Below are 21,182 nucleotides of genomic sequence, written 5' to 3' on the forward strand. Positions count from 1 at the left end.
TATGATTCAAGACCGCCGCCTCAATCGCCGCATTGGTCCATCGGCATCGACACATAATCGAGCCGGACGTCCGAGACCGACAGCCCCAGCCGGCCGGTCGACGACAGCAGGAACGGCGCGGTCAGCGCCTTCATCGCGGCACCGCGCGCCGCGAAGCATTTGAGCGGCACCGCGATGCTGGTCCACTGGCCCGGCGCAGCGGCGGCGATCGTGCGGGTAATGGGAACGGTGGTGACGCCCTTCGCGGTCGCGACGCCCAGCGCGGTGGAGCCCGCCGCCGGCTGGTCGACCCGATATTCCATCACCAGGCTGAGTTCGCCATTGGTCTCGCGATCGAAATCGACCGCCGCTCCGGGCGCGATCCGCACCTCGCCGGCGCCGGTCCAACTCAGCGCGCGCGCATCCTCCTGCGCCCGGCGATCGGTGCCCTTGGCGGTGACGCCGCCGCCGAACGTCATCGTCCAGCCGTCGGGCAGCCGCCCGCGCGCGAAGAATTTGTCGATCGCCGCGCGCGCCATGCCGGCCGGCCGCGCCTCGTCGAGCGTCGCGACATGGCCGGGTTTGGCATAGCTCAGCCCATAGCCATAAGCGAACAGCGGGTCATAACCGGGATCGCGCCGGTTGAGCGCATATTGGTCGGGGCGCCTGGGCCAGCTGAAGCTCAGCGTGCCGCGGAAATCCTGGGCGATGCCGCCGTCGGGCTTGCGGAACAGCATGTCGGCGACCCCGCCGCCCTCGCTGCCGGGCAGGAAGGCGGCGACGAACGCGTCCGAGGCGTTGAGCTCGGCATTCACCCACAGCGGCCGGCCCGACAGGAAGACCGCGACCACGGGGACGCCCGCAGCCTTGAGCTTGCGCAGCAGCGCGAGGTCGGACTTGTCCTCGGGACTATATTCGAGATTGGGGCGGTCGCCCTTGAACTCGGCATAAGGCTGTTCGCCGAATATCACGATCGCGGCATCGGGTTTCTTCGCGAACGATCCGTCGGGCGAGAGGGTGGCGGTGCCGCCGGCGGCGCGCACCGCCTCGTCGATCCCCGACCAGATCGACTGGGCGTGCGGGAAATCCTTGTTGGTGACCCCGGTGCCCTGCCAGGTGATCGTCCAGCCGCCGGCCTGCTGGCTGATGCTGTCGGCGCCCTCGCCGGCGACGAGGATGTTCGCCTGCGGCTTGAGCGGCAATATCCCGCCCTCATTCTTGAGCAGCACCAGCGACTCGCGCACCGCCTGGCGGGCGATCGCGCGATGATCGGGGGCGCCGACCAGCTCCATCTTGCCCGCCAGCATCCGCGACGACGGGCGGCCGCGGTCGAACGTCCCCGCGCGCAGCTTGACCCGCAGGATCCGGCGCACCGCATCGTCGAGCCGCGCCGCCGGGATCGCGCCCGACTGCACCTGCGCCAGCGTGTTCTCGTAGAGCTTCTTCCAGTCGGGTCCCGAATACATGAACATGTCCATGCCCGCGTCGATCGCCGCGGCGCAGCTCTCGTTGGTGCAGCCCGGCACCTGGCCATGGCTGTTCCAGTCGCCGATCACGAAGCCGTCGAACCCCATCCGGCCCTTGAGCACATCGGTGAGCAGGCTCTTGTTGCCGCTCATCTTGACCCCGTTCCAGCTCGAAAAGGACGCCATCACCGACTGGGTGCCCGCCTCGAGCGCGGCCGGATAGCCGCCGAGATGGACGTCGCGCAGCACCGTCTCGGGCACCCGCGTGTCGCCCTGGTCGCGGCCGCCGGTGCCGCCGTCGCCCAGGAAATGCTTGGTGGTCGCGATCAGATGGTCGGGGGCGAGGAACGCCTTGGTGCCGAGCTTGCCCTGCACCCCCTCGATCATCGCGGTCGCATAGCCGACCCCGATCTCGGGCTCCTCCGAATAGCTTTCATAGGTGCGGCCCCAGCGATCGTCCTGCACCACCGCCAGCGTCGGCGCGAAGGTCCAGTCGAGCCCGGCGGCGGCGGTCTCGGCGGCGGTCACCTCGCCGATCTTGCGGACCAGGTCGGGGTCGCGCATCGCGCCCAGCCCGATATTGTGCGGAAACAGCGTCGCGCCGACGATGTTGTTGTTGCCGTGGACCGAATCCGTCCCCCAGATGATCGGGATGCGCGGGGCGTCGTCGGTGCGCTTCATCGACGCATCATAATATTCGTCGGCGAGCTTGAGCCATTTCGCTGGCGGCGCCAGCTCGTCGCCATAGGGCCCCGAATTGCCGCCGTTGAGCACCGATCCGATCTTCCAGTCGACGACGTCGGTGGGGGTGATGCTGCCGATGTCGACCTGGATGATCTGGCCGACCTTGTCGCGCAGCGACATCCGCGCCATCAGCGCGTCGATCCTTTTCTCGATCGCCGGATCGCGCGGCGGCCCGGCCTTCACCGCCGGCCAGAGTTCGGGATGCGCGACCGGCGACAGGTCCGCCGATTGGGCGCTGAGCCCGTTCGCCAGCAGGCAAATGGCGAGGGTGCCGAGCGCCGCGCGCGGGAGGAAGCGGGTCATGTTGGTCTCCGGTCGCCGTCTGGCGTCTAGGGGATAAGGGGTTCGGCAAGCACCGGGTGCGCGCGGCAATAGCGGCCGAACAGCGCGATCCCGGCATAGCATAGAGCAGGCGCGATCAGCGCAGCGCGCAGGCTCGCGGCATCGGCGATCGCCCCGGCGAGCAGCGGCACGATCGCGCCGCCGACGATCGCCATGCAGATCAGCCCCGACCCTTCCGAGGCGCGCCGGCCGAGCCCTTCGCTGGCGAGCGAGAAGATCGTCGGGAACATGATCGAGTTGAACAGCCCGACTGCGACCAGCGCGATCCCGGCGATCGTCCCGGCAGTGAGGCCGGCGACCGCGAGCAGCGCGATCGCGGTCAGCGCCGCGGCCGCGAGCACCAGGCTCGGCGGGTAACGGCGCAGCAGCCAGGCGCCGACGAAGCGACCGACCATCGCCCCGCCCCAATAGAGCGCGACCCGCTGACCGGCGGCGGTGGCGGCGAGGCCCATCGTGTCGGCCTGCATCAGCCAGGCGACCAGCATGCTGCCGATCGCGACCTCGGCACCGACATAGAGGAAGATGCCGAGCGTGCCGAAGGCGAAGCGCGGGCGCCGGAACAGGTCGAACGAGCCGAGCAGGGGGACCGACGGCCCGCGTTCCTCGCGCAGCCGGTCGCGCCGCAGCCACACCATCGCCGCGACCAGCAGCAGCGCGAGCGCGAGGCCGAGATAGGTGTGGTCGATCACCCGCGTCTCCTGCGCACGCAGCGCCGCGCGCGCCGCATCGGACAGGCCCGCCTCGATCGCCGGGATCGCGCCGAGGATCAGGATCGCCCCGACATAGGGGAAGATGGTGGTGCCCAGCGAATTGAACGCCTGCGCGAAGGTCAGCCGGCTATGCGCGCTGTCGGGCGATCCGAGCATCGAGATCAGCGGATTGGCGACGACCTGGACGATCGTGATCCCGGCGGCGAGCACGAACAGCGCCGCGAGGAAGGTGACGAACAGTCCCGATGCCGAGGCCGGGATGAACAACAGGCAGCCCGCGGTCATCGTCAGCAGCCCGACCACCGCGGTCCGCATATAGCCGAGCCGCTGGACCAGTGCGGCGGCCGGCAGCGACACCAGGAAATAGGCGACGAAGAACGCCGACTGCACCAGCATCGCCTCGGCATAGGAGAGTTCGAACAGCTGCTTGAGCTTGGGGATCAGCACGTCGTTGAGGCTGGTGATCCCGCCGAAGATGAAGAACAGCGCGAACACGAACCAGCGCAGATCGGCGACGGGGCCGGTCGCGCGCGTGTCGGGGGAGGGCGGCGGCGGCGACGTCAGCGGCATGCGGTGGCCTTCCTGGATGCGGGCGCGGCGCTCCTTGTAAGATCCGCCCCTTTCGTCGCCCCGCACTTGTTGCGGGGTCCATGGCTCTCGCCACAGGAGCCGCCGTGGATGGCTTGGCGCCGCATCATTCGGAAAACGTCCCGCCTGACGCACCAGCCATGGACCCCGGCACAAGGCCGGGGCGACGGGCTGCGTTTTATGAACATCACGGCGCCATCCGCGCCGCGTCGAGCGTCGCCTGTCCGGTCAGCGGCCGATCCTCGGCCGAATGGCCGATCGCGACCGCATAGGCGCCGGCATCGCGCCGCCACCCGCTCGCCGGATCGAAGCGCGCGATCGTCCGCGGTTCGGCGGCGATCGTCACCCGCTTCGTCTCGCCGGGTGCCAGATGCAGCCGCGACCAGCCGGCGAGCCGATAGGTCTGCGCGCGCCCCGCCGGCTGGACATAGAGCTGCGGCACATCGTCGCCCGCGACCCGGCCGTCATTGGTGACGTCGAAACTGACCGACAGCGTCGCGCCGCCCGTCACCTGCAGATTGGCGTAGCGAAAGCCGGTGTAGGACAGGCCATGGCCGAACGCGAACAGCGGCTTGCGATCGGTCGCCTGGTACCAGCGATAGCCGACATTGGCGCCTTCGGGATAATCTACCGGGAAGGAGGCGAGCTTCGCGCTCTTGTCGCCGGCGGCCTCGCGCGCCTCGACCGCCTTCAGCGCGGCGAGCCCCAGCGGGGCCGGGCGCGGCGCCTGGTCGGCGCGAACCGGGAAGCTGATCGGCAGCCGGCCCGACGGGTTGACCGCGCCGGTCAGGATGTTGGCGATCGCCTCGCCGCCGCGCTGGCCCGGATACCAGGCCTGCAGCACCGCCGGCACCCGCCCGATCCATGGCATCGCCACCGGGCCGCCGGTCTCGAGCACCACCAGGGTCCGCCTGTTGGCGGCGGCGACCGCGTCGATCAGTGCGTCCTGCCGGTCGGGCAGCGCCAGCGTCTCGGCATCCTGCGCCTCGGTCTGCCACTGCCAGGCGAAGACGATCGCCAGATCGGCGTCGCGCGCCGCCGTCGCTGCTGCTATGGGATCGCTGCCATCGACATAGGATATCGTCGCCCCGGGCAGCGCCGCGCGCAGCGCCGCGAGCGGGGACGAGGCATGCCAGGTCACCCGCGCGAACGAGGCGGCGGCGCCTTTGGTCAGCGGGATCTCGACCGGCGCGCCGCCGACCGAGCGGACCTGTGACGATCCGCCGCCCGACAGCACCCCGACATCGGCATGCGCGCCGATCAGCACGATCTTGCGGGCCGTCTTCGCGACCGGCAGCAGCCCGCCGTCATTCTTGAGCAGCACCATGCCGGCTTCGGCGGTCTGCTGCGCGACCCGGGCATGCGCGGCATAGTCGATCGGTTGCGGACTGGCGGGGACCGGATCGTCGATCAGCCCGCTCGCGACCACGCCGTGCAGGATGCGGCGGACCATGTCGTCGAGCCGCGCCGGCGGGATCTTGCCCGCGGCGACCGCCTTGGCGAACGGCTCGTCGAAGAACAAGGCGCTGTCGAGCTCCTGGCCCGATTGCTGGTCGAGCCCGGCGAGCGCGGCCTTCTCGGTCGAATGGACCGCGCCCCAGTCGGACATTACCCAGCCCTTATAGCCCCAGTCGCGCTTGAGCACCTGGTTGAGCAGATGGTCGTTCTCGCACGCCCAGTCGCCATTGACCTTGTTGTAGGCGCACATCACCGACCCGGGCCGGCCGCGCTCGATCGCGATCTCGAAGGCGAGCAGGTCGCTTTCGCGCAGGGCCACGGGATCGATCCGCGCGTCGAGCACCATCCGCCCGGTTTCCTGCGCATTGAGCGCGAAATGCTTGACCGTCGAGACGATATGGTTGCTCTCGACCCCGCGGATCGCCTCGCCGGCCATGATCCCGGACAGCAGCGGGTCCTCGCCGAAATATTCGAAATTGCGCCCGTTCCACGGATCGCGGGTCAGGTTGACCCCGCCGGCGAGCAGCACGTTGAAGGTCTTGGCGCGCGCCTCCGATCCGATCATCGCCCCCCCGCGATAGGCGAGGCCGGGATCGAAGGTCGCCGCGATCGCCAGCCCCGCGGGCAAGGCGGTGGCGACGTCGCCCTTGCGCTGCTCGATCTGGTTGGCGACGCCGAGGCTCGCATCGCTCTCGCGCAGCGTCGGGATGCCGAGCCGGCTTATGCCGGGGACATGGCCCGCCGACGGGATCATCTTGAGCTGTGCCGCGACCTTCGCCTTGGGCGGGAAATAGCCATGGACGAGGCCGAGCTTCTCCTGAAGCGTCATCGCCTTGACCAGCGCGTCGACCCGCCGCTTCACCGCGGCATCATCGGCTTTCGAAGCCGAAGCCTGCTGCGCGGCTGCCGGCCGGGCCGTCGCGAGCGACGAGCCGGCCAGCAGGGCGCCGAAGAAAAGGTGCGACAGGCGATGAGGGGACCGCGCTGTCGCACAGAAAGCATGGCGCGAAAGGAGGGAGGCGATGCGCGCCATGCTCTGGTTCCTTGGATGAGGGAGTTTAGAAGTTCGCCTTCACCCGGACGCCCCAGGTGCGCGGCGGCTGGAGGTTCGACAGGAACACCGGCGCATAGCGGGTCGGACCGAAGGTCGAGGCATTGGTGCGGATATGCCCGTTCTCGACATTCTGGACGAAGCCCTCGACGCTGTAGCGATCCTCGGGCGCGGTGTAGCGCAGCGCCAGGTCGGTGCGGGTGTAGGACTTCTGCATGTCGAAGCCCTTGCCATAATAGACCGACTGGCCCGCCGCGTTGGTGCGGTTGGTGCGATCGCCGTTGAAGAACGACAAATAGCTGTGGGTCTCGTAATGGACCGCGGCGCGCGGCGAGATCTTGCCGCCATTGGCGAGCTCGAAATCATGCTCGTAGCTCGCGGTGCCCGAGAAGCGCGGGGCATGCGCCAGCTCGTTGCCCTTGAGGTCGCGGATCGCGCTGACATTGGCCGAATCATCGAATCGCGCGTCGATGCTCAGCAGCGTCTTCAGCTTGGTCTTCTGCAGCGTGCCCGACAGCTGGATATGGTCGACCGGGGTCGGATTGGCGACCAGTTCGGCCTCGAGACCATAAGCCGTCGCGCCCTTGGCGTTCTGGGTGACGACCTGGCTGGCGATGGTGTTGCCGGCGGAATCGCGGGTCGCGACCACCTGGTTCACCTGATAGCCCTTGAAGTCCGAATAATAGCCCGCGACGTTCAGGGTGACCCGGCGATCGAGGAAGCGCGCCTTCAGGCCGGCCTCGAAATTGGTGATCGATTCGGGATCGGTGGTCTGGCCGCCGTCCTGGATGTTGCCCGACTTGAAGCCGCTGCTGACGCTGGCATAGCCGAGCAGCCCTTCGGCGAGATCGGCGTCGACCCGGGCGAGATAGGTGAGCTTGCCCCAGTCGCCCTTCACATCGTTGTTCGAGATCGAGAAATTGCCGCCCTGGGCGTTGAGCAGGGCGACCAGCTCGGCCGCGGTCGCGTGGGGGAACTGGCCGAAGATGTTGACCCGGCACGACGGCGAGGTCGGGGTCGGGCAGCCGAAGGCGGTGACGTTGCGGCCGCCGACATCCTTCTTCTTGTCCTTGGTGTAGCGCAGGCCGCCGGTGACGCGGATCGCATCGCTGACATGATAGGTCGCCTGGCCGAACGCCGCGAGCGAGTCGATCTGGCGATGCGCCTGGATGAAGCTGCCGACGAAGGCGCGGGTCGCACCGTCGCGATAGCCGTCGCGCTGGTCGACGTCGAAGCGGATCTTGTTGACCTCGTGCGAATAATAGGCGCCGAGGATATAGTCGATCTTGTTGTCGCCGGTCGACTTGAGCTGCAGTTCGTGGCTCTGGAAGTCGTAGCGCGAATTGACCGTGCGGTTCTCGCCGAACGCCCCGAGATAGAGCTGCAGCCCGGTCACCGGATCGAAGCCGCCGGTCGGGGGCAGGGCGCCGGCATCGGCATCGGTCTGGGTGCTGCCGCCGATCCGCGAGAAGCCGGCGATATAGCTGACCTGTGCGTTGTCGGTGATGTTGTAGTCCATCGTGCTGCGCAGCGCGACCGAGTAGCGATCGGTGTCGGGGGCGGTGTCGCTGAGCGTCGACCAGCGCTTGGTGCCCGCGCGCGGGGTCTGCAGCAGCGCGATCACCGGCGCGCCCTGGTCGAGGAAGCCCTCGGCGCTCAGGAACCAGCGGAACTTCTCGCTCGGCTTGAACAGCATGGAAACGCGCGCCGACTGCTGGTCCTGCGCATAATATTTCTTGCCGCTGGTGACATAGGCCGACTTGTCGACGTTCGGCACGACCGGGGCCGGCTGGAAATCGGCATAGCCGTCATGGCGGTCGGTGACGAAGGCGACGCGGAAGGCGAGCGTGTCGCTGACCGGCAGGTTGATCGCGCCGCGCGCGCCGAACCGGCTGTAATTGCCGGCGACCGCCTCGATATTGCCGTGGACGCTGTCGAAGGTCGGCTTGGCCGACACCAGGCTCAGCGCGCCGACGGTGGCGTTGCGGCCGAACAGCGTGCCCTGCGGGCCGCGCAGCACTTCGGCGCGCTCGAGATCGTAGAACAGGGTCGACGCACCCTGCGAACGCGGCGAATAGATGCCGTCGACATAGATCGCGACTTCGGGATCGGCGACCTCGGTATAGGCGCTGTCGTTGCCGATGCCGCGCAGCGTCAGCAGCACCGCCGACTGGTCGCCCTGCTGGGTGAACTGCAGGCTGGGGACGAAGCGCGCGAGATCGGTGACATTGCCGACCTGCTGCTTGTCGAGGGTTGCCTGGCTGAACGCCGAGACCGCGATCGGGGTCTTCTGCAGGGTGGTCTCGCGCCGCGTGGCGGTGACGATGATCTCCTGCGGGACATCGGCCGCGGCAGGCTGCGTGTCGGCCTGTGCGAAGGCGGCGCTGCTGCAGAAAAGCGAAGTCGCGAGCGCGCTGCTCGCGACGAGAAATTGCCTCGTCATACGATCCTCCCTGTATGCCCTGTGAATGGGCTTGATCTTAAAAAGCCAGAGTCTGACATCGATGTCAATCCGAGTCTGACATCGATGTCAAATTTTGTGACCGGGCTATCCAATGGCTATGCGACCCCATAAGAAAGCGGGGTGCCGTCAGTTTCCGCCCACCCCCAGGACGATGTCGCCAGACCGTTGTTCAACATGTCGATCGGCGTGTTCTTCATCGGTGGCTTCCTCACGTCGATGGTCGCTTTGCTCGTCCCGCGGCTGCGGCTGACCCTCGGGCTCGATTATGCCCAGGCGATGCTGATCCAGCTCGCTTTCCATTCGAGCTATCTGCTGTTCGCGATGCCGGTGACGCTCTTCATCCTGCGCAGCGGCTATATGCGCGCGATCGCGACCGGCCTCGCGGTGATGGTCGCCGGCTGCCTCGGCTTCGCCTTCGCGCATGAAGCGCGCAGCTTCGTGGCTGTGCTCGCCGCGCTGCTGCTGCTGTCGGTCGGCATCACCTTCCTCCAGATCGCCGCCAACACCGTGGTGACGGTGATCGGCCCGAGTCGCAACGCCGCGGCGCGGCTGACCCTGCTCCAGGGCTTCAACTCGCTGGGGACGGTGCTCGGGCCGCTGCTCGGTGCACAGTTCCTGCTCGCCGATGTCGGGCCCGCGATCGGAGGCGGATTGAGTGGCGGCGGGCGGTCGGCGGTGCTGGTGCCGTTCCTGCTGTCGGCGGTCGTGCTCGTCATCCTGTCGCTGGCCTATGTGCTGCGTCGCGACCTGCTCGCCCGGGTCGAACCGGAGGCCGGCGCGCCGCCCAGTCTGAAGCGTTTGCGGCTGGTGCTCGCCGACCCGCGGCTGCGGACGGGCACGCTGGCGATGTTCGCCTATGTCGGCGCCGAGGTGACGATCGGCACGCTGCTGACCAACTATCTGATGCAGAGCGGCACGCTGGGCGCGGCGCCGGTCGCGGCCGGACGGATGGTCAGCCTCTATTGGGGCGGGGCGATGGTCGGGCGCTTCGCCGGCGCCTTCGCGCTCGGCCGGATCGCGCCGGCACGGCTGCTCGCCGGGGTCGCGGTCGGCGCTGCCGTGCTGGTGCTGGTCGGCTGCGTCGCCGGCGGCGTGATCGGTGCGGTCGCGCTGCTCGCGGTCGGGCTGTGCAACGCGATCATGTACCCGACGATCTTCGCGCTGGCGATGCCCGCCGCCGAAAGCGAGGCGCCGGTCGCGTCGATGCTGCTGTGCATGGCGGTGGTCGGCGGCGCGGTGGTGCCCGTCGTCACCGGCGCCGCCGCAGATGCGACCAGCCTCGGCGCCGCGCTCGCCATCCCGGCGCTCTGCTATCTCGGCATCGCCTGGTTCGCGCGGAGCTGCGCGGTGCCACGGGCGGTGGAGCCATGACCACCGTCACGATCAAGGACGTCGCGGCACGCGCCGGGGTGTCACCCAAGACCGTGTCGCGGGTGATCAACGGCGAACCCCATGTCCGGCCCGAGGTGCGCGACGTCGTCCAGCGGGTCGTCGCCGAGCTCGATTACCGCCCTAACGCCTTCGCGCGCAGCCTGTCGAGCTCGCGCTCCTATCTGCTCGCGCTGCTGCTCGACGATCCGGCCTCGGGCTATGCCGCCGACGTCCAGCTCGGCGCGCTGATGCGCTGCCGCGCCAAAAGCTATCATCTCGTCGTCGAGCCGATCGACACCGCCTCGTCCGGCTGGGCGTCCGAATTGTCGGCGAGCGTGCGCGCGCTCAAGCTCGACGGGGCGATCCTCACCCCGCCGGTCTGCGACAACCAGGCGGTGCTCGACCTGCTCGAGGCCGAAGGGCTGCCCTATGTCCGTATCTCGCCGCGCGGCGACGTCGACCGGTCGGGGCTGGTGCGGATGGACGACGCCGCCGCGGCGCGTGAGATGACCGAGCATCTGCTCGGCCTCGGCCATCGCGATATCGGCTTCGTCCGCGGCGATCCCAACCACAGCGTCTCGCAGCTGCGCGAGGACGGCTATCGCGCGGCGATGGCGGCGGCGGGGGTGGCGGTGCCCGAGCGCTTCGTCGTCACCGGCGACTTCTCGTTCCGCTCGGGGATGGCGCTGGGCAACGACCTGCTCGGCGGGAGCGGCCAGGGCGGCGAGCGGCCCACCGCGATCTTCGCCAGCAACGACGACATGGCGCTCGGCGTCCTGATCGCGGCGATGAAACACGGGGTGGCGGTGCCCGACAGCCTGTCGATCGTCGGCTTCGACGACGCGCCGAGCGCGCGTGCCGCCTGGCCGCTGCTGACGACGATCCGCCAGCCCAAGGCCGAAATGGCCGCCGCCGCGGTCGACATCCTCGTCGACCCGCATTACCGCGCCGGCGCCGCCGATCCGCGCTTCAAGAAGGCGCTGCAATATCGGCTCGTCCTGCGCGACAGCGCCGCGCGACTGGGCGAATAGCTTATTGCAGCAAGGCGGCGAGCGAGCCCGCGGCGAGCAGCGCGACGCCGATCAGGACGCGGCGGTTGTTGGTGAAGCGGTCGAGCGGGACGCCGATATGCGATCCGATGGTGGTCATGGAGAAGGGTCCTTTCGCGCTCCTTCTAGGCGCGGCCGCTTGTTCAGTCTCTCGATCGATTCATGTGAGAGTGATCGGGTAGGTCGATCAATCACAAGCCTTGGCCACCTCTCACCTCGCACCGTAAACTGCCAGCTTAATCCATTGGGTTGAGCCCTGCAGATCCTCCCTGCGCGAAGCGTGGGGAGGGGGACCATCCGCAGGATGGTGGAGGGGTCTTCCGTGCTGTCGATGTTGCGCCGACCCCTCCACCACCTTCGGTGGTCCCCCTCCCCAAAGCTGCGCTTTAGGGAGGATTTGCAGGGCTCAATCCGATATGCGCACTCGACAGGCCTGTTGCCGGGTAACGAAACTGGCTTCGCTTCAACGCTCTCCGCGCTAGCATGGCCCTATGGAAACGCCGTCGACCTGCTGGCTGTGCGGACGCGCGCTCGGCGGGCGGGTCGAATGGCATCATCCGCTGCCCAAAAGCCGTGGCGGGCGCGAGACGGTGCCGCTCCATCCGATCTGCCATCGCACGATCCATGCGAATTTCACCAATGCCGAACTGGCGCGAATCGACCGCGCCGGGCTGGTCGCAGCGCCGGCGATTATCGGCTTTCTCGCCTGGATCGCCGGCAAGCCGCCCGATTTCCACGCGCCGACCCGGAGCGGCCGACGATAGCCACGATGGCGGGCTGTCGATTGGTTGCCTCGACCGGCAATAAAATGTCCCGGCGTGAATTTTTAATACTCCAGGTACGCAATTATAGTTGACCTGGATCGAATATATAACACCTCGCCCGTTTTGTTCCTTGACGCCCCCGGGGTGCGGCCACAGTCTGAGTCCGACAGCCAGGCCGAAGAGCCGGATATCGCGCGGCACCGACCGGATCGCCGGCAGCCCGCGCAGCACAAGATGGCGAAGACCCAAAATGGGCTTCGAAACGGAGAGGGGAAACAGCGACATGACTCACGCCCGAAATGCGTCCCGATCGAAGCTGCGCGCGAGCGCGGCGCTGCTGACGTTCGCGTCGGCGCTGGCGGCCGGCCCGGCCGCCGCCGGCCAGGCCGATGCGGCGCAAACCGCCCCGAAGCCGGCAGACGCCGCTGCCGCGCCGCAGGACAGCGTCGGCCTCGAAGAGATCATCGTCACCGCGCAGCGCCGTTCGGAAAATCTCCAGTCGGTGCCGATCGCGGTCGCGGCGGTGACCGCGCAGGCGCTCCGGGAAACCGGGGTCGATTCCACCCGCGATCTGCCGCAGCTCGTGCCCAGCGTGCAGTTCACCCGCTCGGGCGCGAGCGGGCTGATCTTCATTCGCGGCGTCGGCACCACCAATGCCGCGGTCGGCGAGGAGAGCAGCAACGCGGTCTATGTCGACGGCGTCTATCTGGTCGACCTCGCTCAGGCGATCAACAATTTCAACAATATCGAGCGGATCGAGGTGCTCAAGGGGCCCCAGGGCACGCTGTTCGGGCGCAACGCCACCGGCGGCCTGATCCACATCATCACCCGCGAGCCCGGCGACAAGCTCGTCGTCAATGGCGAGGTCGGCTATGGCAATTACGAGACCATCGGCAGCCGGCTCTATCTCGCCTCGCCGATCACCGACGGCATCAGCGCCGATCTCGCGGTCACCAAGACCCATCAGAATGACGGCTGGGGCCGCAACCTCACGCTCAACCGCAAGAACAAGATCCAGGACAATTGGGGTGCGCGATCGAAGCTGGTGCTGCGCGCCAGCGATGCGGTCAAGTTCGTGCTCGCCGGCGACTATTACAGGAATCGCGACAATCTCGGGCTCGGTTACCGGCTCGACAAGGGGGTGATCGGCACCGGCGGGATCACCGGTCCGACCGGCCAGGACACCAACCTCAACGACTATCCGCTGACCCAGCAGAAAATCTATGGCGGCAGCCTGACCGGATCGGCCGATCTCGGCTTCGCGACCCTCACCAGCATCTCGGCGATCCGCCGCAGCAAGAACCATAGCGACTTCGACGTCGATGGCGGGCCGCTGCCGCTGATCCGGATCGCCTTCACCTCGGGCGCCAAATCGACCCAGCAGGAATTGCGGCTGGCCTCGAATGACCGGAGTGTCTTCTCCTGGCAGGTCGGCGCCTTCTACCTCAACGCCAAGGCGTCGAACGATTCCAACTTCACCGGCGCGGCGTTCGCGCCGATCCGCGGCCAGCATATCGTCGCCGATCTCGACACCGACAGCTATGCCGCCTTCGCCGAGGCGACCTATGCGATCACCCCGACCACCAAGCTGACCGGCGGCGCCCGCTACACCAAGGACAAGCGTGATTTCGTCGGCACCCAGGCCAATGTCACGCTGGCCGGGGTCGAACTGACCCCGGGCCGCAACGCGATCCCCAAGCTGCGCTACAGCGCCTGGACCTACCGCGTCGCGCTGCGCCAGGAGATCACCGCCGACGTCAGCGCCTATGCCTCGTTCAACCGCGGCTTCAAATCGGGTTCGTACAGCCTGCAGAGCCCGCTCAATGCGCCTTATCTGCCGCAATATATCAACGCCTATGAGGTCGGGCTGAAATCCGAATGGTTCGATCGCCGGCTGCGGCTCAACCTGTCGGCCTATCATTACGACATCGACAATTATCAGGTGCGTTCGGCGGCGGTCGCCAATCCGGGCGCCTCGCTGATCCTCAACGCCGCGACGGTCAAGGTCAACGGCGCCGACGTCGAGTTCGAGGCCGCCCCCGCCGACAAGCTGCGGCTGTTCGGCGGCTTCACCTACCTCCATTCGCGCTTCGACACCTTCGGCGGACCGGGGGCGGCCAACCAGGCGCCGATCGTCTACCCCAACGCCAATTCGAGCACCGACCCGACGATGCGCACCCGCTGCCCGGCCGCCCAACTCGGCACCGCCAATCCCGGCGTGGTCGGCACCGGGCCGATCACCGGCGGTTTCACCACCTGCTTCGGCGACGTCTCGGGCAACCGCACCCCCAACGCCCCGACCTTCACCGGCAGCTTCGGCGCGAGCTATGCCATCCCGGTCGGCGAGCGCGGCGAACTGCGGCTGGCGGCGCTCTACAGCTACAATAGCGGCTATGTTTTCGAACCCGACAACCGCGCCAAGCAGGGCGACTACAGCCTGCTCAACGCCTCGGTCGAATATCGCCCGACCGAGGCGGTCGGCCTGATGATCTGGGGTCGCAACCTCACCGACACCGAATATGCGGTCCAGAAACTCACCACCGCCACCGGCACCGTCGCCACCCTCGGCGCCCCGCGCACCTACGGCCTCACCGTGAAGTTCGATTATTGAGGGTTGGGACTGGGGCCGACGAAAAGATCATCGCCGGCCTCCAGACCTTGATCCCCGACTTCAGCCCGTTACCCTGGACTTGCTTCGGGCTCGATCGGGCAACAGGCGGTATATGGTCGACGCTCAAAATCCCCGATTTTACCGAGCCTTCGCGAGGCATCACAGGTCGAGGATGAAGGTGTCGGCGATCGTCTCCGCGAACCCGTCGCCGAACAGCCCGGCCGGGGTCTGGAAGCCGGGGCGCATTTCCCCGGCCAGGACGCGGCGCGCGGCTTCGGCGGCGGCGAGCATCGTGAAGCTGTAGCCGTTGACGCTGCTCATCACCGATCGCGCGACGCTGCCGTCGGCGCCGGTCACCTCGACCGCCGCATGATAGCGATTGGCGTCGCGCTGAGCGGGGCTGGGGCCGTCGGACATCGCCTCGAGATCGCCCGTCGGGAATGCGCCTTCGCTGACGTGCACGAAGGTCTCGATGTTCGGGATGCCGGTGGTGCGCCAGATCGTGATCAGGTCGGGCAGGGTTACCGGAAACGACGTCACCGGCCCGTCGCCGAAATCGAAGCTGCGCACCTCCTCCGGGCTGCGGTCGACCAGAGCGGCATCGACACGGTGGAGCGTTCCCGTCGTGATATTCTCGCTGGCGCTGATCGCCGAGCCGCGCGAGAAACCGCCTGCGACATGCAGCGCGATGCTGAGCTTGACGGGGGCCGTGACACGCTGGGCGGCATGGCCGGCCAGCGGCCCCAGCATCGCGACGCTGCCGCCACTGCCGGGCAGCAGCATCACGCCGGCGGCCCTGGCCTCCTCGTCGAGCGTTTCGGCAAGCCGATAGCCGTCGAGTTCGGCGGCGATGTCGAGATAGTGCACGCCCGCGGCCAGGCACGCCTGCATCAGCGGCTCGGCGGTCCGCAGATATGGCCCGGCGCAGTTCAGGAGAACTGCGATGTCGCCGATCGCGGCGGCGATCACCGCGGGGGCTTCGAGCGCGAACAGGCGATATTCCGCGCCGAGTTCGGACGCGAGCGCGGCCAGCTTCGCCTCGCTCTTCGCGCGTCCGGCGACCACGAGGTCAACCCCGGCGGCCTTGGCATGGGCGGCGGCAACGCGCCCGGTATAGCCGGCGGCACCGTAGATCATCAGTTTCGCCATGTCAGTGCTGCCAGTCCTTGTAGGTGAATTCGAGGCTGTAACCGTCGGGATCGAACACGCTGCCGGCGTAATAACGCGGGTCGTAATGGAGCCGTGCGCCAGGTGGGCCGTTGTCGGTGGCGCCCGCCGCTATCGCCGCGGCATAGGCGGCGTCGACTTGGGCCCTCGACCCCGCGACGAAGCCGACATGCGCGGCGCGGCCCTCGACCACGCCGGTCCGCAGCCAGAAGATGATCCGGCCGCGATGGCCGAAACCCTTCAGGTCGGGGTGGCCGGGCGGGCCGTCCTTGCCGTCGTAATCGACGCGGTCGGTGATCCCGAGCGGTGCCAGCGCGGCGGTATAGAAGGCGATCGAGCGATCGAGATCGCTGACCGAAAAGAAGACATGGTCGAGCATGGGGAACCTCCGGTTCAGATGAAATAGCCGCCGGCGACCTCGATCGTCTGCGCGTTGATCCAGCCGCCGTCATCGGACAGCAGGCCCGCGATGACGCGGCCGATATCCTCGGGCTCGCCGACCCGGCCGAGCGCGGTCTGGCTGGCGAGCAGCGCTTCGAATGCGTCGTTGAGCCCGCCGCCGAGCTCGGTGCGGATCGCGCCCGGTGACACGGCATTGGCGCGAATCCGGCGATCTCCGAATTCCTTGGCCATATAACGGGTAAGCACTTCGAGCCCGCCCTTGAATGCGGCGTACGGTGCGACGCCCGGGGTGGCGACACGCGTCGTGGCGCTGGTCAGGTTCACGATCGCGCCGCCGTCGGCGATCAGCGGCAGCAGCGTCTGGGTGAGGAAGAACGGACCTTTCAGGTGGACCGCGAACAGGCCATCGAACTCGGCCTCGGAGACCGTTGCGATCGGATTGAACAGGCCGTGACCGGCATTGTTGACGAGATGATCGAAGTCGCTACGGCCCCAGCTCGACGCGAGAACCGCTGCGACCATGTCCCGGAACGCTGCAAACGACGCCATATTCGAGACGTCGAGTTGCAGCGCCACCGCCTTGCCGCCGTTCGCCTCGATCGTGCGGACTGTCTCTTCGGCGCCTTCGGGATGGTTGTTGTAGGTCAGGATCACACCGCTTCCGCGCGCCGCGCTGTGCAGTGCCGCGCTTCGGCCGAGGCCGCGGCTGCCGCCGGTGATGAGGGCGATGGTCATGGGGGCGTCTCCGTTGCTGCTGTGCCGTCTTTCTACGGCCGCGGGCGGCCTGCTGCTGCGCCCGATCCTGCCGCGATCTTGCCTATTCCTGCCTGGTGGATTGCCCCGCGGGGTTTCCGCGGTCACAAGCATGGCCATGGAAAACCCCCTCGACGAACTGCGCCGGCTCGCGTCGCATGCCCAAAATCGGCGGACCGAGACCGGCATCCCGCGTGTCGCGATGGTCCAGGGGGCGATCCCCGAGCACCAGTTGGCCGCGGTCTACGATCCGATGGTCAATCTGATCCTGCGCGGATCCAAGTCGATGACGATCGGCGACCGCACGCTGCACTATGACCCCGCCACCTATTTCGTGATGTCGATCGACTTGCCCGCGGTCGGCACGATCCATCCCGCCTCCACCGGCGAACCCTATCTCGCGGTCAGCCTGACGATCGACCCGCAGGTCGTCGGCATGATGCTCGCCGATGCCGGGCCGGCGACCTCGATAGCGAGGCCGGACGGCTTTTCGGTCGCGGCGGTTACTCCCGAACTGCTCGATGCCTGGGTGCGGATGCTGCGGCTGATCGAGCGGCCGACCGATATCGCGATGCTCGCGCCGGCCTATGAGCGCGAGATCCTCTATCGGGTCCTGCAGGGGCCGCATGGCGCGATGCTGCGCGATATCGCCACACCCGATACCGCGCTGTCGCGGATCCGGCTTGCAATCCAGTGGATTCGCAACAACTTTACCAGTCCGCTGCGCGTCGAGGCGCTCGCCGACATCGCCGCGATGAGCGCTTCGGCCTTCCATCGCCATTTCAAGGCGGCGACCGCGATGAGCCCGCTCCAGTTCCAGAAGCGCATCCGCCTGCTCCAGGCGCGGATGCTGCTGATCGGCGGCGGGCAGAGCGCGGCAGCGGTCGCGTTCGAGGTCGGCTATGAAAGCGCGTCGCAGTTCAGCCGGGAATATGTGCGCTTCTTCGGCAGGCCCCCGGCCCGCGACGGCCTGACCCTGCGCGGCGCGCGCTGATGGATCAGCTGCTCGCCTTGCGTGTCACGGCGTTACCTCACGCAGCCGGTCGGCGTACGATCCTGTAAAGCGTGCTGTCGCCATCCCGGCGGATCAACTGCAGCGAAGGATCGCGCGGAAGCTGTGTCGCCGGCACGCCGAGCAGCCACAGATGATCGAACGACGCCGGCGGGATCATCGCGATCGCCTCGCCCAGCAGCGGATCCTTGCGCTCGCAGCCGGGAAGGCGAACCCATTCGGTGTCGCCATAAGCGAAATATTCGGGAATCGACGGTCCGACCACCAGCAATTGCGAGCCCGGCATCTCGAACTGATCGTTGACGAACGCATCGCGCCGGACGATCGCCATGCTGGTCGGCATCCGCGGCCCGGCCCAGCCGCGGGGGCAGGGCAGGTTGACGAGCGCCACCACCCTGGCCCCGCGCGGTACCGCGTTCAAACTGTCGAGATAGGGCTGCTGCTCCTGGGCGTAACGGACCATGCTGGCGGTGGTCGCGGACAGTCGGGCGACCGCGAATCCGGTTGCGACGACGGCCACCAGGCTGAGCGCCGAGGCGCTCCAGCGCGGCGGGGGCACCATGGCCAATACCGCCATCGCCAGCAGCAGCGGCGCAATCCGCATGTCCGCATAGATCAGGCCGAAAAAGGCATAAGGTATGAACAGGTAGAAGAGGCCGAGCAGCGCGGCGACCGCGCCGACCGTCCGGTTCCAGCGGAAACCGAATGCCAGCCCGCCGATAATCACAGCGACGACGGCGTAGACGCTGTTGCCGTCCCATTGTTTCCAGCGTTCGCGCAGCGCGCTCTCGATCCATCCCCATTTGGTGGAAAGGTCGAAAAAGGCCGACGTCTCCCCGCCATTGTCGCCGCTGCGCCAGGCGAGAATGAACACCAGCGGTGCGAGCAGCGGGAGGCAGTCGAGCACCGCCTTGATCAGCCGGGTCGACAGCGGCGCATTCTCGGACGATCTGCGGGCGAGGGCTTCGGCGGTGCAGAACAGGCCGAACAGCATCCAGCCCATGATATGGGCGAAATAGATCATGATCCCCGCCAGCAGCAGGAAAACCGACTGGATGCGCCACGATGCCGTCCGGCGCAGCCGCAGCAGCACGCCGAAGGCGAGCAGCGCGAGGGCCATGCCCAGCGAGAAGTTCACGAAGCCGAACTGGAACGGATAGCCATAGGCGAAGGGCAGCGCGAAAGCCGCGGTGGGCGGGATGCGGCCATGCGCCTCGCGGGCGGTCAGGAACATGCCCGCAGCCGCTATCACCGGGATCGCCGTCACGACGATCTTGGTCGCCATCTCGACGCCGAAGAACGGCTGTATCAGGAAGACGAGAATATCGACCCCGAGATTTCCGATCGGCAGCCAGTGGATCGAGAATATCCCGGCCAGCGTCGGCGCGTCGGCCATTCCCGCCTGGATGCGGTAGCGCCCCATATGGGTCGGAAGGTCGCTCAGCGGGGGAAAGTCCGGCCATAGCAGCGGCACCGCCATCAGCGCGCACATCAGTGCCGCGTAATAGCCGCTCGACCACCATGTTTTTCTATCGTCCATTCGGGATTCCATGAACATTGCGCGAGGCGCACAGCCCCGGCGCGCCGGGCAACGCGGACGAGCGCCGGCGCGTGTCGTCCAGCCCGACCCGCTCGACAGACATCGCCGCTATTTTCGCTTCCAGGTGACGAAGGACGAGGCCGCATAGTTCCACACGACGGCGACCGCCGAACCGGCGAGGCCGCTCAGCCACCAGATATGGTTCGACTGGAACACCATCTCGCCGATACCGACATTGGCGACCGCGCCGACCGAACTCACCGCGTAGAACAGGAACAACCCGCGGATGAAGTCGACCCCTTTGAGCCGCATGTCGCGGTAGGTCGTGCTGTTGTTGAGCACGAAGTTCGACGTCATCGCCACCACCGTCGCGATCGCCTGACCATAAAGGAACTCGAGCCCGAGCACCGAGGTCATGATCCTGAGCGTCGTCAGATGGACGATCACGCCGAGCGAACCGACCGCCGCGAACATCAGGAACCGCACCGGAATGATGTGCCCGAACATCTTTTCGAGCAGCAGCACCGCGAATTCCTGGGTCACCTTGGCGTCGAGCTTGCTCTCGCCGGCGACCCGCGATTTGAACGTATAGGGAATTTCCTCGACCTTGAGCGGTGCGCTGGTCGAGGCGACGAGATCCATCAATATCTTGAACCCGATGTTCGACAGCCGCGGCAGCGCATCGACCAGCACCTCGCGCCGGATCGCGAAAAAGCCGCTCATCGGATCGCTGATCTCGGTCTTGATCACCATGTTGCACAGCCGGGTGGCGAGCCGGCTCATCTGCAGCCGCTCGGCCGACCAGTCGCCCGACGACCCGCCCGCGACATAACGGCTGGCGACCGCCAGGTCGGCGCCGCGTTCGGTGATCGCCGCGAACAGCTGCGGCAGGATCGTCTCGTCATGCTGGAGATCGGCGTCCATCACCGCGAACACCGGCGCCGGGGTCGCCAGCATGCCTTCGACCACCGCCGACGACAGCCCGCGCCGGTCGATCCGCTGGAGCACCCGCACCCGCGGATCGACCCGCCCGATCTCGCGCAGCAGATCGGCGGTGCCGTCGCTCGAATTGTCGTCGACGAAGACGACCTCCCACGCGATCCCGGGCAGCGCCTCCCCGATCAGCCCGATCAACGTGCGGACATTGTCGCGCTCGTTGAGCGTCGGCACCACGATCGCCAGCTCCAACGGCCGCGCCCGCGTTGCCCGCTCGTCGCGGCGATCGGTTGCAATCCGCTCGCTCAATCCAAATCCTCCAGCCATGTACTCTTCCCAGGCGCGCATTGCGCGGCAGGCATCCGGTGTCCAGACCGGCGTTCAGCTTTCGTTGGTGCCCGGCGCCGGCTGGAGGCTCGGTTGGGGTCGGCGAACCAGCCGGTTCCGGTATGTCCGCCCTTGCCAGTTCTTCCTGGCGTTTTTGCTCATGTCGCGGCGCTGCCTTTGTAAGCAGCGTCAAACATGACGATGCCAGGTGACGTCACGGGATTGCCAATATGATCGGTGCAGCAAGATGCCATGTTTCCCAGAGCCGAGCTCCGCTGTCTTTAGTTGGTAAATCAGCGTTATCGCGGCAATGAGACGCGATCATGCGGGCACGGGTCAATAGAGATATCGTGGATTATCCGGCATAATCATCCATATTGGGGATAATAAAATTCTGTGCCGGGCTGCCTGATGTATCCACCGCGTCCGTTCATCCTGCGCCTGGTGC

General features: G+C 67.3%; 14 protein-coding genes. 5 read left to right on the forward strand and 9 right to left on the reverse strand.

Features of this window, described 5'->3' with window-relative positions; translation table 11 throughout:
• Positions 1 to 20: 20 nt before the first annotated feature.
• From AC1RM6_RS00595 to AC1RM6_RS00610, 4 genes are all read right to left on the reverse strand, one after another.
• Positions 21 to 2,492, reverse strand: coding sequence for a glycoside hydrolase family 3 protein (locus AC1RM6_RS00595; RefSeq protein ID WP_493097645.1), 2,472 nt, complete (start codon positions 2,490 to 2,492; stop codon positions 21 to 23).
• A 26-nt stretch (positions 2,493 to 2,518) separates the two neighbouring features.
• Positions 2,519 to 3,811 carry a sugar MFS transporter gene (locus AC1RM6_RS00600; protein WP_493097646.1) on the reverse strand — a complete coding sequence of 431 codons (1,293 nt, stop codon included), beginning with the start codon at positions 3,809 to 3,811 and terminating at the stop codon, positions 2,519 to 2,521.
• 205 nt (positions 3,812 to 4,016) lie between these two features.
• Entirely contained in the window at positions 4,017 to 6,116 is a 2,100-nt protein-coding gene (locus AC1RM6_RS00605) for a glycoside hydrolase family 3 protein (protein WP_493099484.1), read from the reverse strand.
• Between the two features lie 229 nt (positions 6,117 to 6,345).
• The gene (locus tag AC1RM6_RS00610; RefSeq protein WP_493097647.1) at positions 6,346 to 8,781 is read right to left on the reverse strand and encodes a TonB-dependent receptor; all 2,436 of its coding nucleotides are present in this window, start codon (positions 8,779 to 8,781) and stop codon (positions 6,346 to 6,348) included.
• A 141-nt stretch (positions 8,782 to 8,922) separates the two neighbouring features.
• Here AC1RM6_RS00610 and AC1RM6_RS00615 point away from each other — a divergent pair, with 141 nt between their 5' ends.
• From AC1RM6_RS00615 to AC1RM6_RS00630, 4 genes are all read left to right on the forward strand, one after another.
• Positions 8,923 to 10,173, forward strand: coding sequence for an MFS transporter (locus AC1RM6_RS00615; protein WP_493097648.1), 1,251 nt, complete (start codon positions 8,923 to 8,925; stop codon positions 10,171 to 10,173).
• Complete coding sequence (locus AC1RM6_RS00620; protein WP_493097649.1) at positions 10,170 to 11,204, forward strand: LacI family DNA-binding transcriptional regulator; 1,035 nt, start codon at positions 10,170 to 10,172, stop codon at positions 11,202 to 11,204. The genes AC1RM6_RS00615 and AC1RM6_RS00620 overlap by 4 nt, the downstream gene beginning before the upstream one ends.
• 509 nt (positions 11,205 to 11,713) lie before the next feature.
• On the forward strand, positions 11,714 to 11,986 hold the full coding sequence (locus AC1RM6_RS00625; RefSeq protein ID WP_493097650.1) for an HNH endonuclease: 273 nt from the start codon (positions 11,714 to 11,716) through the stop codon (positions 11,984 to 11,986).
• A 283-nt stretch (positions 11,987 to 12,269) separates the two neighbouring features.
• Positions 12,270 to 14,597, forward strand: a complete 2,328-nt coding sequence (locus tag AC1RM6_RS00630) for a TonB-dependent receptor (protein WP_493097651.1) — start codon at positions 12,270 to 12,272, stop codon at positions 14,595 to 14,597.
• A 159-nt stretch (positions 14,598 to 14,756) separates the two neighbouring features.
• Here AC1RM6_RS00630 and AC1RM6_RS00635 read toward each other — a convergent pair whose 3' ends face one another.
• Genes AC1RM6_RS00635 through AC1RM6_RS00645 form a run of 3 tightly spaced genes read right to left on the reverse strand, consistent with a single transcriptional unit; the run spans position 14,757 to position 17,039 of the window.
• Positions 14,757 to 15,746 (reverse strand): saccharopine dehydrogenase family protein, encoded by a 990-nt coding sequence (locus AC1RM6_RS00635; protein ID WP_493097652.1) that lies wholly within the window; start codon positions 15,744 to 15,746, stop codon positions 14,757 to 14,759.
• A gap of 1 nt (position 15,747) precedes the next feature.
• Positions 15,748 to 16,143, reverse strand: coding sequence for a VOC family protein (locus AC1RM6_RS00640; RefSeq protein ID WP_493097653.1), 396 nt, complete (start codon positions 16,141 to 16,143; stop codon positions 15,748 to 15,750).
• A 14-nt stretch (positions 16,144 to 16,157) separates the two neighbouring features.
• Positions 16,158 to 17,039 carry an SDR family NAD(P)-dependent oxidoreductase gene (locus tag AC1RM6_RS00645; RefSeq protein ID WP_493097654.1) on the reverse strand — a complete coding sequence of 294 codons (882 nt, stop codon included), beginning with the start codon at positions 17,037 to 17,039 and terminating at the stop codon, positions 16,158 to 16,160.
• Between AC1RM6_RS00645 and AC1RM6_RS00650 the strand changes: the two genes are divergently transcribed.
• Positions 17,038 to 17,913 (forward strand): AraC family transcriptional regulator, encoded by an 876-nt coding sequence (locus AC1RM6_RS00650; protein ID WP_493097655.1) that lies wholly within the window; start codon positions 17,038 to 17,040, stop codon positions 17,911 to 17,913. The two genes, AC1RM6_RS00645 and AC1RM6_RS00650, sit on opposite strands and share 2 nt — an antisense overlap.
• 37 nt (positions 17,914 to 17,950) lie before the next feature.
• Here AC1RM6_RS00650 and AC1RM6_RS00655 read toward each other — a convergent pair whose 3' ends face one another.
• Complete coding sequence (locus AC1RM6_RS00655) at positions 17,951 to 19,471, reverse strand: hypothetical protein (RefSeq protein ID WP_493097656.1); 1,521 nt, start codon at positions 19,469 to 19,471, stop codon at positions 17,951 to 17,953.
• 108 nt (positions 19,472 to 19,579) lie between these two features.
• Positions 19,580 to 20,734, reverse strand: a complete 1,155-nt coding sequence (locus AC1RM6_RS00660) for a glycosyltransferase (protein WP_493097657.1) — start codon at positions 20,732 to 20,734, stop codon at positions 19,580 to 19,582.
• Between the last annotated feature and the right edge of the window lie 448 nt (positions 20,735 to 21,182).

The sequence above is a fragment of the Rhizorhabdus sp. GW822-FHT03C02 genome (assembly GCF_058801765.1).

Coding starts and splice junctions, on each gene's coding strand:
- AC1RM6_RS00650 (WP_493097655.1), top strand. CDS start 17,038: ATGGAAAACCCCCTCGACGAACTGCGCCGGCTCGCGTCGCATGCCCAA.
- AC1RM6_RS00600 (WP_493097646.1), bottom strand. CDS start 3,811: ATGCCGCTGACGTCGCCGCCGCCGCCCTCCCCCGACACGCGCGCGACC.
- AC1RM6_RS00655 (WP_493097656.1), bottom strand. CDS start 19,471: ATGGACGATAGAAAAACATGGTGGTCGAGCGGCTATTACGCGGCACTG.
- AC1RM6_RS00625 (WP_493097650.1), top strand. CDS start 11,714: ATGGAAACGCCGTCGACCTGCTGGCTGTGCGGACGCGCGCTCGGCGGG.
- AC1RM6_RS00660 (WP_493097657.1), bottom strand. CDS start 20,734: ATGGCTGGAGGATTTGGATTGAGCGAGCGGATTGCAACCGATCGCCGC.
- AC1RM6_RS00610 (WP_493097647.1), bottom strand. CDS start 8,781: ATGACGAGGCAATTTCTCGTCGCGAGCAGCGCGCTCGCGACTTCGCTT.
- AC1RM6_RS00620 (WP_493097649.1), top strand. CDS start 10,170: ATGACCACCGTCACGATCAAGGACGTCGCGGCACGCGCCGGGGTGTCA.
- AC1RM6_RS00630 (WP_493097651.1), top strand. CDS start 12,270: ATGACTCACGCCCGAAATGCGTCCCGATCGAAGCTGCGCGCGAGCGCG.
- AC1RM6_RS00640 (WP_493097653.1), bottom strand. CDS start 16,143: ATGCTCGACCATGTCTTCTTTTCGGTCAGCGATCTCGATCGCTCGATC.
- AC1RM6_RS00605 (WP_493099484.1), bottom strand. CDS start 6,116: ATGACGCTTCAGGAGAAGCTCGGCCTCGTCCATGGCTATTTCCCGCCC.
- AC1RM6_RS00595 (WP_493097645.1), bottom strand. CDS start 2,492: ATGACCCGCTTCCTCCCGCGCGCGGCGCTCGGCACCCTCGCCATTTGC.
- AC1RM6_RS00645 (WP_493097654.1), bottom strand. CDS start 17,039: ATGGCCATGCTTGTGACCGCGGAAACCCCGCGGGGCAATCCACCAGGC.
- AC1RM6_RS00635 (WP_493097652.1), bottom strand. CDS start 15,746: ATGGCGAAACTGATGATCTACGGTGCCGCCGGCTATACCGGGCGCGTT.